Annotated in this window: 13 protein-coding genes and 1 riboswitch; of the genes, 9 read left to right on the plus strand and 4 right to left on the minus strand. The window is 53.7% G+C overall.

Going from position 1 to position 14,777, the window contains the following annotated elements:
* Positions 1–22 precede the first annotated feature (22 nt).
* Positions 23–176, minus strand: a riboswitch (cyclic di-AMP (ydaO/yuaA leader).
* A 174-nt stretch (positions 177–350) separates the two neighbouring features.
* On the minus strand, positions 351–578 hold the full coding sequence (locus ACY1JZ_RS02995) for a hypothetical protein (RefSeq protein WP_462628010.1): 228 nt from the start codon (positions 576–578) through the stop codon (positions 351–353).
* Between the two features lie 258 nt (positions 579–836).
* On the opposite strand from ACY1JZ_RS02995, the gene ACY1JZ_RS03000 reads away from it, so the two are divergent.
* The 6 genes from ACY1JZ_RS03000 to mnhG are packed head-to-tail and all read left to right on the plus strand — an operon-like array spanning position 837 to position 6,646.
* Positions 837–3,713, plus strand: coding sequence for a Na+/H+ antiporter subunit A (locus ACY1JZ_RS03000; protein ID WP_462628011.1), 2,877 nt, complete (start codon positions 837–839; stop codon positions 3,711–3,713).
* A 1-nt stretch (position 3,714) separates the two neighbouring features.
* Complete coding sequence (locus ACY1JZ_RS03005; protein ID WP_462628012.1) at positions 3,715–4,056, plus strand: Na(+)/H(+) antiporter subunit C; 342 nt, start codon at positions 3,715–3,717, stop codon at positions 4,054–4,056.
* On the plus strand, positions 4,049–5,527 hold the full coding sequence (locus ACY1JZ_RS03010) for a Na+/H+ antiporter subunit D (protein WP_462628013.1): 1,479 nt from the start codon (positions 4,049–4,051) through the stop codon (positions 5,525–5,527). Before ACY1JZ_RS03005 ends, ACY1JZ_RS03010 begins: the two co-directional genes overlap by 8 nt.
* A 6-nt stretch (positions 5,528–5,533) precedes the next feature.
* Positions 5,534–6,013 carry a Na+/H+ antiporter subunit E gene (locus ACY1JZ_RS03015; protein WP_462628014.1) on the plus strand — a complete coding sequence of 160 codons (480 nt, stop codon included), beginning with the start codon at positions 5,534–5,536 and terminating at the stop codon, positions 6,011–6,013.
* A complete protein-coding gene (locus ACY1JZ_RS03020) occupies positions 6,013–6,303 on the plus strand; it encodes a Na(+)/H(+) antiporter subunit F1 (protein WP_462628361.1) in 291 nt (96 codons plus the stop codon). The genes ACY1JZ_RS03015 and ACY1JZ_RS03020 overlap by 1 nt, the downstream gene beginning before the upstream one ends.
* Positions 6,278–6,646, plus strand: coding sequence for a monovalent cation/H(+) antiporter subunit G (mnhG, locus tag ACY1JZ_RS03025; protein WP_462628015.1), 369 nt, complete (start codon positions 6,278–6,280; stop codon positions 6,644–6,646). The genes ACY1JZ_RS03020 and mnhG overlap by 26 nt, the downstream gene beginning before the upstream one ends.
* A 44-nt stretch (positions 6,647–6,690) precedes the next feature.
* On the opposite strand, the gene ACY1JZ_RS03030 is transcribed toward mnhG, so the two are convergent.
* Genes ACY1JZ_RS03030 through ACY1JZ_RS03040 form a run of 3 tightly spaced genes read right to left on the minus strand, consistent with a single transcriptional unit; the run spans position 6,691 to position 10,439 of the window.
* The gene (locus ACY1JZ_RS03030; protein ID WP_462628016.1) at positions 6,691–7,776 is read right to left on the minus strand and encodes a GerAB/ArcD/ProY family transporter; all 1,086 of its coding nucleotides are present in this window, start codon (positions 7,774–7,776) and stop codon (positions 6,691–6,693) included.
* Positions 7,773–8,945 carry a Ger(x)C family spore germination protein gene (locus ACY1JZ_RS03035; RefSeq protein ID WP_462628017.1) on the minus strand — a complete coding sequence of 391 codons (1,173 nt, stop codon included), beginning with the start codon at positions 8,943–8,945 and terminating at the stop codon, positions 7,773–7,775. Before ACY1JZ_RS03035 ends, ACY1JZ_RS03030 begins: the two co-directional genes overlap by 4 nt.
* A 24-nt stretch (positions 8,946–8,969) precedes the next feature.
* Entirely contained in the window at positions 8,970–10,439 is a 1,470-nt protein-coding gene (locus ACY1JZ_RS03040; RefSeq protein WP_462628018.1) for a spore germination protein, read from the minus strand.
* Positions 10,440–10,625: 186 nt separating this feature from the next.
* Between ACY1JZ_RS03040 and ACY1JZ_RS03045 the strand changes: the two genes are divergently transcribed.
* Genes ACY1JZ_RS03045 through ACY1JZ_RS03055 form a run of 3 tightly spaced genes read left to right on the plus strand, consistent with a single transcriptional unit; the run spans position 10,626 to position 14,621 of the window.
* A complete protein-coding gene (locus ACY1JZ_RS03045; RefSeq protein WP_462628019.1) occupies positions 10,626–11,063 on the plus strand; it encodes a MarR family winged helix-turn-helix transcriptional regulator in 438 nt (145 codons plus the stop codon).
* Positions 11,064–11,073: 10 nt separating this feature from the next.
* The gene (locus ACY1JZ_RS03050; RefSeq protein WP_462628020.1) at positions 11,074–12,801 is read left to right on the plus strand and encodes an ABC transporter ATP-binding protein; all 1,728 of its coding nucleotides are present in this window, start codon (positions 11,074–11,076) and stop codon (positions 12,799–12,801) included.
* Positions 12,798–14,621: an ABC transporter ATP-binding protein gene (locus tag ACY1JZ_RS03055; RefSeq protein WP_462628021.1), complete on the plus strand. Its 1,824-nt coding sequence runs from the start codon at positions 12,798–12,800 to the stop codon at positions 14,619–14,621. The genes ACY1JZ_RS03050 and ACY1JZ_RS03055 overlap by 4 nt, the downstream gene beginning before the upstream one ends.
* Positions 14,622–14,777 lie beyond the last annotated feature (156 nt).

Consider the following 14,777-nt stretch of genomic DNA (forward strand, 5'->3'; position numbering starts at 1 on the left):
CAGCATCGCAAACAACCGGAAGATCATCTCTCTCATCCGCTTACGAGGTTAGCTGTCGGATTCGGGCATGAGAGTGCCCGTCTATTCTTGAACCAAGCGAATAGATTCACCCCTGAAGCACTAAGCTTCGTTGGTTCCCCCGCTCTCCCTGAAGGAAGATTAAGCGTCATATATGCGTTGACGTGTCGCCACTTATATTACGCCACTTGCGTGAAAAAGTAAATCTCCTGAAAGAGCAGTATTGGCCCGAAAAAGGCGATGTAAGTGAACTTAATTGATCTGCATTTATGTTTTCTGCCTCAAGCTCGTTTTATCTTCCTTATTGGAGATCAGGGCTAATCGGATGACCGTTAGCGTGGCGGCTTAATGATTCGCACATATTCTCTTGGCGCGAACGGTCGTCTGTCAGGCTCCGTCTCCTTCCGGGGTTGTGCGGCCAACTGCTGGGGCTCGCTATAGATGCCCGGGTTGGAGAAGCCCTCAGCTATAACTTGCGACTGACGGGGTTCAGCATGACCCCCTCCTGCGTAAATCCCTACCAAAAGCAACAGACTGCTGATGAGTTGGTGGTCTGGCATAGAGAATCCCTCCTAATGCTTACTACAAGGATGCCACGTTTGGTCGAGGGCTATACCTGTCTGCTCTTTACAAGCTGCGCCCGACTCGTTATACTGATAAGGATGGTTTTAGTACATTTGGACAAGCTTGAACAACTCGATCATAATTCAATACGTAATTCATGGAGGAGCCTGCCACAAGCGGGCTCTTTTTGTGTATTTTTGTACCTTTAATCAACAATAATGGATAATATTACTTATCCAAGAGGAGGATTGGACTTGTCTTTGCTGCACTTATCTATTCTACTGCCGCTCGCGGGCTCGGCGTGTGTCTTATTGACGCGAAAATGGCGGACACTTCCTCATGCCGGTTGGCTCGTATTCCCAATACCGCTGTTGCTATTTGTCTATTTTTGTTCACAAATAGCATCGGTTCAGAGTGCGCCGACTACAGCTTCTATACCATGGCTGCCCTTCATCGACATTTCGTTTGCTGTTTATCTTGATGGGCTGTCCCTACTTTTTTCGCTGCTCATCAGCGGAATCGGCGCGCTGGTTACGTTGTACTCTATCTTTTATATGGATCGCAACAAGGAGGATGTTCATTCCTTTTATTCGTATTTGCTGTTATTTATGGGTGCGATGTTAGGTGTGGTGCTGTCTGATAATTTGATGATTCTCTACGGATTTTGGGAGCTGACGAGTATCGCTTCCTTTCTGCTGATCGGCTTCTGGCATCACCGCGACCGATCCCGCTATGGAGCGCAGAAGTCGCTGCTGATTACGGTATTTGGCGGTCTGGCGATGTTCGCCGGGTTTGTGCTGCTGTATGTGATGGCTGGCACGTTCAGCGTCCGCGAGATCATCGCTCAGCTTGGCTCGCTGCAGGGGGATGCCCTGTTTGTGCCTTCCCTGGTGCTCGTGCTGCTCGGCGCATGTACCAAGTCTGCCCAATTTCCGTTCCATATCTGGCTGCCGGACGCGATGGAGGCGCCGACGCCGGTTAGTGCCTATCTCCACTCGGCCACGATGGTCAAGGCAGGGCTATATCTGGTTGCCCGTCTCAGCCCGATCTATGCCGCGGAGGCGCTCTGGTTCTGGATCGTCACCACAACGGGGATGATCACGCTCATCCACGGCTCGTATCAGGCGATCAAGCAGAAGGACTTGAAGGCCATGCTCGCTTTCTCGACCATCAGCCAGCTCGGACTTGTCATGTGCCTGCTTGGCCTCGGATCAGCCTCGGCCTTCTTCGCAGATACTGCGACCGCGCTATTCTTCGCCAAGGCCACGACAGCGGGCCTGCTACATCTGTTGAACCATGCGCTGTTCAAGGGAGCGCTGTTCATGGTCGTCGGTATCATCGATCATGAGACCGGCACACGAGATGTACGCAAGCTAGGCGGCTTAATGACGATCATGCCGGTCACCTTCACGGTGGCGCTGCTCGGGACAGCATCTATGGCGGGCTTGCCTCCGCTGGGGGGATTTATAAGCAAGGAGATGTTCTTCACCTCTGTGCTGCAGATTCAGCAGCTCGGGCTGTGGAATATAAAGGGGTGGGGGCTGATCATTCCGGTGATCGCCTGGGTGGCCAGTGTGTTCACCTTCACCTATAGCATGCTCCTGCTCGTGAACACCTTCGGGGGGAAGCTGAAGCCGGACAAGCTGGAGACGCAGCCGCACGAGGCGCCAGCCGGCATGCTGGCTGCCCCGGTCATCCTCGGTCTGCTCGCCCTCATGGCAGGCTTGTTCCCGAATGTGCTGGGCGGGTCGCTTGTGGCACCGGCGATGGCTGCGATTCATCCGTACCTGCTGGCGGCAGGCGAGCAATATGAGGTGCAACTGTCACTGTGGCATGGCCTGACCGCAGAGGTGTGGATGACACTTGGTGTAGTTGCGGCAGGCTCGGCAATCGTCTGGCTGTATCGGAGAAGGCGGCTTGAGTATAAGGAGTGGACGCTGCTTCTCGATCTGAACCGAGGGTATGATAAGGGGCTGGAGCGCTTGCATTCCGCTTCAAGCAAGGTCACCGGCCTCTATATGACCGGCTCGCTGCGGGCGTACTTGCTCTACATTTTCCTATTCATTGCTGCATCGCTTGGCATCACCATGCTAGCTACCTATGGGCTGCCACGGCAGATGGATGATCTGGCTCCGATCTCAATCTATGAAGCAGCCGTTGCGATCGGCCTTGCGCTGCTTGCGCTGGCGATTCCGCTGCTTCGCGGTCGTGTTGCCGCTATCTTGGCAACGGGCGGGGTAGGATACCTGGTTACACTGTTGTTCGTGCTCTACCGCGCTCCCGATCTGGCCTTGACACAGATGATCATTGAGACCGTGTCGGTCGCTTTATTCTTGCTCTGCTTCTATCACCTGCCCAAGCGCAGCATGGAGAAGCCAACAAGGAGCTTCAGGTTCACCAATGCGCTTATTGCAGGAGCGGTAGGGCTAATCGTCACCTTGCTGGCGATTGGCGCGAGCGATGCGCGTCCTTTCGCATCGATCTCGGAATTTTTCATTGCGGAGAGCTACCGACTCGCTGGCGGGAGCAATATGGTCAATGTCATTTTGGTCGATTTTCGCGGCTTTGATACGATGCTGGAGATTACGGTGCTTGGCATTGCCTCGCTCGGTATCTACGCGATGATCCGGCTGCGTCTCGACGAGCAGAGAGCCGCTGGCACGGTGGGACAGAGCGGGAATGGAGCAGGGCGGTATATTCGATTGCCCGACCGATCCAATGATGTGATTTTGAAGACGGTCTCCAAGGTAGCCATTTTTATTATTGTTGCCTTCTCTCTATACCTGTTCTTCGCGGGGCATAACAGTCCGGGAGGCGGCTTTATCGGGGGCCTGATGACCTCGGCGGCTATCGTGCTGCTGGCACTTGCCTTCGGACTGGATGTCATCGAGCAGGTGCTGCCGATCGATTTTACGCGCCTGACGGCGGCGGGGCTGCTCATCGCCGTCTTAACCGGAGCGGGCTCGTTCCTGCTGGGCGCTCCGTTCCTCAGTCATGCCTTTGGCCATTTCTACTTGCCGCTGCTCGGGGATACGGAGCTGGCGACCGCCGTAATATTTGATCTGGGCGTCTATCTCGCTGTCGTAGGCGTGACGATGACCATTATATTATCAATCGGGAGGGAGAAATAAGATGGAACTGCTCATGGCTCTCGTAATTGGCGTTCTGTTCGCAGTAGCGGTCTATCTTATGCTATCCAGAACATTGCTGCGGATCATTATCGGCACGGTAATCTTGTCTCATGGGGTTCACCTGCTGCTCATGACCATGTCACGCCTGAAGCGTGGCGCGGCCCCCATCCTGGAGGAGGGCAATCTGGCCTATACAGATCCGCTGCCGCAGGCACTGATCCTGACCTCGATCGTGATCAGCTTCGGCGTTACCGCGTTTATGCTGGTGCTGGCCTATCGCGCCTATCAATCGCTTGGCACCGATCAGATGGATGAGCTGAAAGGGGAGAAGGAGCATGAATAATGGACTTGTCCTCCCATTGCTGCTGCCGCTGCTGACCGCGATCCTGCTCATCCTCTGCCGTCAGCATCTGAAGCTGCAGCGAATCATTAGCGCTGTAGGCGCCGCGCTGGGTCTAGGTGCGGCGTGCCTGCTGATCTGGCAAGTGAATAAGCATGGCATTCAGACGCTCTATATGGGCGGCTGGGCGCCGCCTTTCGGAATTGTATTTGTTGCTGATATGCTGGCGGCCTTGCTCGTGCTTGTAACATCGCTCATAAGCCTAGCCTGTCTCATCTTCTCCTTCCACAGCATCGGGCGCAAACGTGAGGAAATGTATTATTATCCGCTGTTTCAGTTTTTGTTAACGGGCATCAACGGCTCCTTTTTGACAGGCGATCTATTCAATCTGTTCGTATGCTTTGAGGTGATGCTGATTGCCTCCTATGCACTGCTTGTGCTTGGCGGCACCAGGCTGCAATTGCGCGAGACATTAAAATATGTCATCGTCAACATCTTGTCCTCCGCACTATTCGTAGCGGCCATGGCCTACTTGTATAGTGTAGTCGGGACGCTGAACATGGCGCATCTATCCCAGCGTGTCGCCGAGGTCGGTCAAGGGGGGATGCTGACGACCATCGCGGTGCTGCTGCTGATCGTCTTCTCGCTGAAGGCGGGGCTATTCCTGTTCTTCTGGTTGCCCGGCGCTTACAGCGCGCCTCCGGCGGCGATTCGCGCCCTATTCGGCGGCTTGCTGACGAAGGTCGGACTGTATGCCATCATCCGGGTATTCAGCCTCATATTCTATCATGAGCCTGAAGTGACGCATCTATGGATCGCCGTCATGGCGGGGCTAACGATGGTGCTGGGCAGCATCGGTGCGGTCGCGTATCAGGATGTGACGCGAATCATGAACTATAATGTCATCATCGGTGTCGGATTTATCGCACTCGGCATTGCCACCGCTACTGCAGAAGCATGGGATGGCGTCGTCCTCTACCTACTGCATGATATGGCGGCCAAAGCCTTGTTATTTATATTAGGCGGCCTGCTCATTGTCAGAGCAGGGAGTGATCAGCTCTCCGCCATGGGCGGGCTGATTCACCGCTATCCGTTACTGGGCTGGCTGTTCTTCGGCACGACACTCGCACTTGTGGGCATTCCGCCGCTAAGCGGATTTCCTGGTAAGCTGCTCATTCTGCGTAGCGGCATGGAGGCTCATCATTATGGGCTTGCCGCGATTGGCCTGGCCTCCAGCTTGTTCGTGCTCTACTCGTTAATGAATGTGTATCGCCAGGCCTTCTGGGGCGTTAAGCCGGAAGCTGAAGGAGAGCCATCATCGCCTGGCCGCGGGATGAGTGCTGTGCTGCTGGGGCTGTTCGCTATACTTCTGGGTATGGGCATCGGGGGCGAGTGGCTGTATGGGCTGGTGCAGCAGGCGGGTGAGGTGCTTAGCAACCCGTCAATCTATATTGAAGCCGTAATGAAAGGGTAGATGCAGATGGCCTTCCAAATTGTATTAAATCTCCTATTGTCCATCACCTGGATGTTCCTGAACAACGACTGGAGTATGGCCGGATGGATCATCGGCTATCTGCTCGGATTGTTGATTCTGCTGGCGTTCCGCCGTTTCTTTGCCAGGCCGCTCTATATCCGCAAGCTATGGGCTGTTATCCTGCTTATGCTGCTGTTTGTGAAGGAGCTGTTCCTCTCCAGCTTCGCGGTCGCCAAGCATACGGTATCGCCTCGGCTCTCGTTCCGTCCAGGGATATTCACCTATCGGACGGAGCTGCAGTCAGACTGGGAAATTACGATTCTGGCTTGCCTGATCTGTCTGACACCGGGGACGCTAACACTGGAGGTCTCGCCTGATCAACGGGAGCTGTTCATTCATGCGATGGACATTGAAGATGCGCAGGAGCTGAGCCGCCAGATTCGGACAAGCTTTGAACGAGCGATTGTGGAGGTGAGAGAAGCGTGATGGATTATATTTGGAGCGGTTGCCTCATTGCGCTGGCGGCAGGGATGCTCGCCTGTCTGTACCGGCTGCTGGCTGGACCATCGGTATCTGACCGTATTGCTGCGCTGGATACGCTCGGTATTCATATTCTCGCCGCAATCGCGGTGTACAGTCTGCTCTATCGGACGCAAGTCTATCTGGAGCTCATATTGGTGATCGGCATATTAACCTTTATCGGTACAGCAATGTTTGCGCGTTACATGGAGAGAGGGGTGGTGTTGGAGCATGGAGATCGTGAGTCGGATCGGTGAATATGCACTTGCGGCAGTTATTGTGTTTGGAACGGTGTTCTGTCTGCTCGGCGCCTTCGGGCTGGTCAGATTGCCGGATGTATACCTGCGCTCTCACGCGGCAACCAAAAGCGCGACCTTGGGGGTGCTCTGCGTCTTGACAGGCGTCTTCCTATATATGATGCTCTTCGAACATCATGTTAGCGCCAAGCTGCTCCTGGGCATTGTATTCGTCTTCCTCACCTCCCCTGTAGCCGGTCATCTGAACGGCAGAGCCGCCTACCGCAGTGGCGTTCCCTTGTGGCGGGGAAGCGTGCAGGATGACTTGCAGGATCATATCAAGATTAAGGAAGAACAGAATTGAGAGTACTGCTGCAGGCAGTAGAGGCCGCGCAGGCAGACCTGCGCCTACTGCCTGGAGGCTCGAATCATCGAGATGATGTACACCAGCGTCGTCAGCCCGCCTTCAATGGATAAAGCGATAAAGGGAAACCACATTCCTAAGTATTTGGTAACAAACGGACTTTCATGACCTAATGGCCATGCAGGGCTCAGTAGAATGACGATGCCCAGCGGAACAACCCATTTTCTAGCTGTCGTCGTTCCAAAATACTGTGTGCAGCCCTCTGCGAGGGAGTGGTAGAGTACAGAAATGGTAATGAAGGAGCCGGAGATGAAGATGAGCAGCAACAGCACCTCTACCCGCTCAAATATAATAATCTGCGTGATTCTTGAAAACACATAGATCGGATTCTCGAACCGTCCCGCCATATCCGGTCCCATGACTGCAAGGCTATAGAGCAGATATAGCGTCATAATAAAGGAGCCGAGTACAACAGCGCTGCTCTTGAGCCGGAAGATGCGGCTCGGATTCGTCATGTGCGGCATGAGCATGCCCATCGTGATACAGATGCCGAACCAACTTCCGGGATAGATAGAGCCTCGAATGGCTGGCATCCATCCATCCTCCAGTTGCGGCAGCAGATTCGGCAGATGGACATAGGGGATGGAGCTGATAAACAGGATGATAGATGTGATCAGAATCAGAGCTCCGATCAGTTGGCTGAGCCTTGCAATCGCCTCGATGCCGAACCAGGTTGCAAGTCCGGCACATACCGTCATCGTGATCGACAGGGCGAGCTGTGGCGTCTCCGGCAACAAGGAGCGCGATAGAAAGTCACAATAGACCCACATGGAGGTAATCAGCACCATCAGAAAAAATAATAGAAAGCAAAACCCGGCTACCTTGCCCAGCGCCTTGCCCAAGACGGAGTTGCTATATTGGACAAGCGTCTGGCCTGGATGCTGCAAGCCTAGCTTCGCCAGCAAGAAGGCGACGTAGACATCGATCAGGGTTCCGAGCACCATGGATATCCATAAATCCTGCTTCACTTGCGAGGCCAACTGGTTGGGAACCGAGAAAAAGGTGAGACAGGTGATCGAGACGAAGATTATGAAGAAGAACTGCCGGCCGGTAATTTGCTGCTTGTTCATATTTCATCATCATCCTTTGTTAGAATGCCTTCAATAAGCAAGCCGGACTTGACCAGATCAATGGAAATCTCGGCTGCAATCTCAATCTGAGGCATTTGCTCGGCCCACTCTTGTTTGAGCGACTTCCAGCGGGACGGCGCCTTGCGGTGGATCACCTCCCCGAATCCGATCGCATCCGAACGATAGGTACGGTATAGCTTGGACACCGTCTGCTCGATCTGCTTCTTGAGGCTAGATTGCAGGTTGGAGCGAAGCGCCTGATGAGTGGCTCCATCTGATAAATCCAGCGAATGAGTAGAAGTGATAACACCAGCTTGACCCATCACACGAATACGCATCGTCAATTTGTTGTCTGAGAATTCAGGCTTGATACGGGTGTGCAGCGGCTCCAATCGAAGATTGATCTTGTTGCCGTCATGCTGTATGCTGGTCGTTCCAAAACGAGAGGTTCCGTTTAGCCAATTGACAATCTGCGCTTCCTCGCGGCTGATCCATCCGGTCATCCTGTTGCCGTTAAACACGGCCAATTCATCGATTTCCATAATATTTTCCGAGGCTTTATAGCCTGGTGCTCTGTATAGGCCAGGAGCTGCGGCATTGTAGCCGATCTGCGTGATTCTGGGCAGGAACTGATACAGCTCAACAGCGCCACTGTAATTTTTGTAGTATTTATTACGCAAGAAGGCTTTCCATTCATCCGCGGACACAGCTTGTAATTCTTTGGCCGTAGTGAGCGCTTCTTTGGCGGCTCCCTTGTAAATCAGAATAAAGCTATTGAAGTTTTGAAATTGATTTCTCCAGAAATAATCCATAATGCCATCCAGCCCGCGTCTTGCCAGCTTCTCGCCAATGAGAATCACCCGTGTTTGCGGGAAAAAGATGCTTTTTTTGGCTTGTTGTCGAATAATCTCCAGCGCATCCTCGATCGTCTCCCCCGAAGCGCTATAGGTTGCAAAGCTTCGTCTTTGCTGATTGCCGCCTCCGGCGGAGATGGGCAGCGTAGGATTGACAAGCTGTACAGTTACCTCAAGCTGTTGCTCGTTCGCATCCAGTCCGACCGCGGAGACGACGGTCAATTGATCGAAGTTAATCTGGCTCCAGCAGCCGCTGAGGAGTGTCATCGCCATCATGAGAACTACTATGCTTAGGGCTGGTCGGAAGCGCATCATTTCATCCTCCTGAACGTGGATTTGTTACTGCTTCTTCTTGGTGCGCAGAGAGAACCATGGGACACGAACCAGGGCTCGTACAGCTTCATCCTTCTTAAAGGGTGCGAATGGGGCCAGATAGGGCAATCCAACGGATCGTATCGCACTCAGATGAATGCCTACCATGAACATACCAATGATAATCCCGTACAACCCGAACAAGGAGGCAAACAGCAGCATCACAAACTTTAAGATCCGAATCGACCCGGACAAGGAGACGGACGGGATCGTAAAGGATGCAATCGCTGTACCGGCCACCACGATGACGGAAGGCGAGGAGATGAGACCAGCCTTGACGGCAGACTCGCCAATCACGAGTGCGCCGACGATGCTGATGGCTGAGCCGATCGACCGGGGCATCCGAATGCTTGCTTCCCGCAGCCCCTCAAACGTGAGCTCCATAAGGACGGCCTCCATGAGAACCGGGAAGGGCACGCCGTCACGCGAGGACAATATGCTGCTGAGCAACTGCGGCGGCAGCATCTCAGGGTGAAAGGTCAACACGCCAACATACAAGGAGGGAAACAGCAGTGTGACAAAAAAGCCGACAAAACGTATCCAGCGGATGAAGGTTGCGATCGGATAAGCAAGATACAGGTCCTCAGGCGTCTTCAGCAGATGGAACAGCGTGCAGGGCAGTACGAGAGCAAAGGGAGTGCCATCAACTAAGATAGCGACTTGACCTTCCAGGATCAGCCCGGCTACATCATCCGGGCGCTCAGTGTTATAGACAGTTGGAAATAATGACCATGGGTTGTCCTTGATAATCTCCTCTATGTAATGCGACTCCAACACAGCATCGATCGAGATATGCTCCAGGCGGTGGCGCACCTCATCCAGAGTTGACTGGTGAACCCTCCCCTCCACATAGAGCAGTGCGACTTCAGTATGTGATACTTCTCCGACCTTCTTGCTCTCGACACGCATCATGGAGCTTTTGATCCGGCGGCGTATGAGCGAGATATTAACCGTAAGAGATTCGACAAAGCCATCGCGCGGACCACGGATTACACCAGCCGAGGCCGGCTCTTCGATGCTGCGCGTCTCATAGCCCTGCGTGTTCACAGCAATGAATACGTCAAACCCGTCCAGCATTACAACCGTCCAGCCGTTAAGCAGCTTCGGTATGGCTTGCTGGATCGAATGGATAACGGTCGATTCGGCTGCTGTAATAATGGTGGTGCTCAATAACGTGACTGCTTGCTCATTACTTGGATGGATGTCCATCGACTTTGTATCCAGAAGCGGAGAGATCACATTATTGTTCAAATCAGCGGCGCTTACAATCCCGTTAATCCACATGATGGTGGCAGCGGTTCGCAGCCTGCCAAGCTGGCAATGGCGAAAGAATAAGTCCGAGCTGTTGCCTAGCTCTTGCTTCATAAGCTCGATACGCTCTTGCAGCTTGAGCTGGGCTTCGTTCGTATCCGTGCTGCTATGTTGGTCGTTGTTCATGGGTAGCGGGCCTCCTTGCCGTTCTAGCAGCTCCTGCTGGATGTGGAAAGTCATGGTTCTGCTTAGCCTGCGGCATTGCCGTTCTTTTTATGCAAGATGAGGTGGAATTGCTTCGGGAATAGAAGCGCACTATAATAGATAAATAACTAACTTATCTATCTGATGAGAGGAGGGGATAAAGCGACAATGAATGTGTCTGTTATCGATGATTTAATCGCCGTCTTTCACAGAATGCGCAATCTGAAGCAGCAGGCTCACGCTGGCAATCGTAAGCTGCAGGAGAGGCGACTGCTGATGCTGCTGAAGGATGCCGGCACTTCAGGTGTCAGGGTAGTGGAGCTTAGTCGGGCGCTGAGGGTGACCTCGCCCTTTGTTACGCAGTTGCTTAATAAGCTAGAGTCGGCCGGGCTGATTGTCCGTGTCCGGGAGGAGAGCGACCGCAGAATTGTGCTCGTGCGGCTAACGCCCGAAGGCGAGGATGAAGCGACCGCTATTTTGCAGCATATGCATCAAGTGATGGTCGGCCTGAGCGAGCGGCTCGGCGAGGAGGATTGCAGGACATTGACACGGCTTCTACATGAGACGTTCGATTATTTTGACGAAAAACTTGGGAGCGGGGAATAGGAGGAAGAGCATGATTGGATTGTTAAGGCAGTTGAAGCCCTACCGGGCATGGATCATGCTTGCGCTGGCAGGCATGCTGATCGGTATTCTGCTGGAGCTGTATTTGCCTACGCTAATGGCCAGTCTGGTTGATGTAGGTATCGTTCAGAACGATATGGGATTTATTATACAGACAGGGATATGGATGCTCGTGTGCTCATTGCTGGCAGTAGGGCTGACGATTGGGGTCGCTTATTTGACGACGAAGGTCTCGGCCAGCTTTGGCCGCGATCTGCGCCGGCGTCTTTTTGTGCATATCCAAGGCTTGTCACTCCAGGAATTTGACCGTTTCGGCACCGCTTCACTCATCACACGTACCACCAATGATGTGCGGCAGGTACAGGATGTGACGAATATGATGCTTGGCATGATGACGCGGGCGCCGATTATGCTCATTGGCGGCATTATTTTGGCGGTCTCGCGTGATGCCAAGCTATCGCTTATCTTCGTGGCCTCGCTGCCGCTGCTGGCGGGGCTGATCCTGCTGATTATGAGCAAGGCCATCCCGTTGTTTCGATCGCTCCAGAAGAAAACGGACAGACTGAATCTGCTGCTGCGCGAATCGCTCACCGGCGTGCGCGTCATCCGTGCATTCAATCGGACAGGATATGAGCAGAAACGATTCAACACGGACAATGAGGATTTTCGCGACACGGGCATTAAGGTAAACCGAATCATGGCCTTCCTGTTTCCAGTTATGATGATCGTCATGAATTTTACGAATGTCGCTATCGTCTGGTTTGGCGGGATGCGAATCGATGAAGGCGCGATGCAGATCGGCAATATGATGGCGTTCTTGCAATATGCGATGATGATCCTCATGTCGCTCATTATGCTGTCCATGGCCTTCATAATGATTCCACGCGCGCAAGCCTCGGCTCAACGGATCAACGAAGTGCTGGAGCTGACTTCATCGATTCGCGATAGCAGCAAGCCGGTGGCGGTCCCGTCCCAATCGGGTCAGGTCGAGTTCCGTAACGTAACCTATCGTTATGCCGGAGCGGAAAAGGCAGCCATCGAGAATGTGTCGTTCGTTGCCCGGCCAGGGCAAACGACGGCGATCATCGGCAGTACTGGCTCTGGAAAGACAACGCTGCTTCAACTGATCCCAAGGTTTTACGACGCGGAGTCTGGCAGCATTCTTGTGGATGGCGTCGATGTACGCGAACGGACGCAGCGAGAACTGCGGGAGAACATTGGCTACGTGCCCCAGAAGGCAGCATTGTTCCGCGGCACGATTGCGGACAATATCCGCTTTGGCAACGGCGATATAGAGGAGCAGCGAGTAGCTGACGCTCTGGATATTGCGCAGGCGACGGATTTTGTCCGTTCACGCGACGAGGGGATGCTGGCCTCCCTGGACCAGGGCGGGGGTAATCTATCGGGCGGGCAAAAACAGCGGCTGTCCATTGCGCGGGCACTGGCGAAGCAGCCGTTGATCTATCTGTTCGATGACAGCTTCTCCGCGCTTGATTACAAGACGGATGCCCGGCTGCGGGCGGCGCTGCGCAAGGAGACGGCGAACGCTACGATGATTATCGTCGCCCAGCGGGTGAGCAGTGTCCAGGATGCTGATCAGATTATCGTGCTGGATGAGGGTCGAATCGCGGGTATCGGAACGCATGATGAATTGGCTGCAAGCAACCCGATCTATCAGGAAATTATAGACTCCCAACAGACAGAAGGTGAGAGTGCATGAGCAAGCATGGTGGCCCGGGACGCGGGCCGGGAATGGCGATGGCGGGAGGGCGTCCCAAGGAATTCAAGAGAACGCTGCTGCGTCTCATAAGCTATCTCAAGCCGCATCGTGTTCGGCTCATATCGATCGCATGCATGGCGCTGATCGGTACACTGTTCAATGTGATTAGCCCCAAGCTGCTTGGAGATGCTACGACCTCCTTGTATGACAGCTTCAGCAAGGGGATCGGCGTGGACTTCTCGTTGCTCGGCAAGTTGCTGCTGGGGCTTGTTGTCTTATACACAGCCTCTGCGTTCTTTACGTTCCTGCAGCAATATATGATGGCGGGTGTGTCGCAGCGCACCATTGCCAATATGCGCAGGCAGGTCAATGACAAGCTGACGCGTCTGCCGCTTCGTTACTATGACAAGCATCCGCATGGCGATGTACTGAGTCGCGCGGTCAACGACATTGATAACATTAATAACTCGCTTCAGCAGGCGCTGATGCAGATCATAACCTCCGTCCTGTCGATTGTCGGCATTATCGTCATGATGCTGTATATTAGCCCATGGTTGATGCTGGTCGTGTTTGTCACACTGCCCCTGAGTGCTCTGGTCATTCGCTTCATCGGGACACGATCCCAGAAGCATTTCAAGAATCAGCAGATGGGACTCGGTCAAGTGAACGGACATATCGAGGAGATGTACGGAGGGCATCAGATTGTCAAGGCCTATAATTACGAGGATCAGGCGATTGCAACGTTTGATGAGTTAAATGAACGTCTGTTCCAGACCGGCTGGAAGGCGCAGTTTATATCGGGTCTGATGATGCCGATCATGATGTTTATTGGCAATATCGGTTATGTGTTGGTCAGTATCGCTGGCGGGCTGCTCGTGCTCAGTGGCAATATCCGTATCGGGGATGTGCAGGCCTTCATCCAATACACACAGCAATTGAACCAGCCGATGGTGCAGGCGGCCAGCATTGCCAATATGATTCAATCGGCGCTGGCCTCTGCTGAGCGTGTATTTGCTGTACTGGATGAGGAGGAGGAGCTGCAGCAGCAGCCGAATCACGTTGATGTTGAGCGCTTATCCGGCACCATCGCCTTCCGTGATGCCAGCTTCGGCTATGATGCGGATAAGCCTATTATTCAAGGCTTGAACATCGAGGTGGAGGCAGGACAAAAGATCGCTATTGTCGGACCAACAGGCGCAGGCAAGACGACCATGATCAATCTGTTGATGCGCTTCTATGAACTGAACGGTGGCTTGCTGCAGCTCGGGGGTGTAGACTACCAGGAGCTGAGCCGTGAGCAGGTGCGCAGCCGATTTGCGATGGTTATTCAGGATACGTGGTTGTTTAACGGCACAATCCGCGACAATATTGCCTACGGCAAGGAGGGCGCAACGGAGCAAGAGGTCGTGCGGGCGGCGAAGAGAGCGTATGCCGATGATTTCATCCGCACCCTTCCTGATGGCTATGACACGGTGCTGACTGAGGATGCCTCGAACATCTCGCAGGGACAGCGGCAACTGCTGACCATCGCCCGCGCGATCATCTCGGAGCCACAGATTCTCATTCTGGACGAAGCGACCAGCAGTGTCGATACTCGTACCGAGATGAATATTCAGAAGGCGATGCAAGAGATGATGCAAGGTCGAACCAGCTTTGTCATTGCGCATCGGTTGTCCACGATTAAGGATGCGGATCTCATCCTCGTCATGAATCAGGGGCAAATCATCGAGCAGGGCACCCATCATCAGCTATTGCAGCAGCAGGGCTTCTACGCGGAGCTGCATCATAGCCAGTTCGCTGAAGAGTCTGAGGCGGTATAGCCTGGCGCGCTTCGGTATGAGAGCAGCCGCAGCAACACGTGTCCGGTCGTATGGCGGTATGAAGAGACCTATAGAACCGAAGGGATGGGACTTGCATAATGCGAGCCCCATCCCTTTACTATATTGCCGGGGACATGCATAGGATAGAGCAATGGG

This window comes from Paenibacillus sp. J5, from assembly GCF_054955055.1.

Coding starts and splice junctions, on each gene's coding strand:
- ACY1JZ_RS03040 (WP_462628018.1), bottom strand. CDS start 10,439: ATGAACAACGACCAACATAGCAGCACGGATACGAACGAAGCCCAGCTC.
- ACY1JZ_RS03010 (WP_462628013.1), top strand. CDS start 4,049: ATGAATAATGGACTTGTCCTCCCATTGCTGCTGCCGCTGCTGACCGCG.
- ACY1JZ_RS03005 (WP_462628012.1), top strand. CDS start 3,715: ATGGAACTGCTCATGGCTCTCGTAATTGGCGTTCTGTTCGCAGTAGCG.
- ACY1JZ_RS03015 (WP_462628014.1), top strand. CDS start 5,534: ATGGCCTTCCAAATTGTATTAAATCTCCTATTGTCCATCACCTGGATG.
- ACY1JZ_RS03035 (WP_462628017.1), bottom strand. CDS start 8,945: ATGATGCGCTTCCGACCAGCCCTAAGCATAGTAGTTCTCATGATGGCG.
- ACY1JZ_RS02995 (WP_462628010.1), bottom strand. CDS start 578: ATGCCAGACCACCAACTCATCAGCAGTCTGTTGCTTTTGGTAGGGATT.
- ACY1JZ_RS03045 (WP_462628019.1), top strand. CDS start 10,626: ATGAATGTGTCTGTTATCGATGATTTAATCGCCGTCTTTCACAGAATG.
- ACY1JZ_RS03030 (WP_462628016.1), bottom strand. CDS start 7,776: ATGAACAAGCAGCAAATTACCGGCCGGCAGTTCTTCTTCATAATCTTC.
- ACY1JZ_RS03055 (WP_462628021.1), top strand. CDS start 12,798: ATGAGCAAGCATGGTGGCCCGGGACGCGGGCCGGGAATGGCGATGGCG.
- ACY1JZ_RS03050 (WP_462628020.1), top strand. CDS start 11,074: ATGATTGGATTGTTAAGGCAGTTGAAGCCCTACCGGGCATGGATCATG.
- mnhG (WP_462628015.1), top strand. CDS start 6,278: ATGGAGATCGTGAGTCGGATCGGTGAATATGCACTTGCGGCAGTTATT.
- ACY1JZ_RS03020 (WP_462628361.1), top strand. CDS start 6,013: ATGGATTATATTTGGAGCGGTTGCCTCATTGCGCTGGCGGCAGGGATG.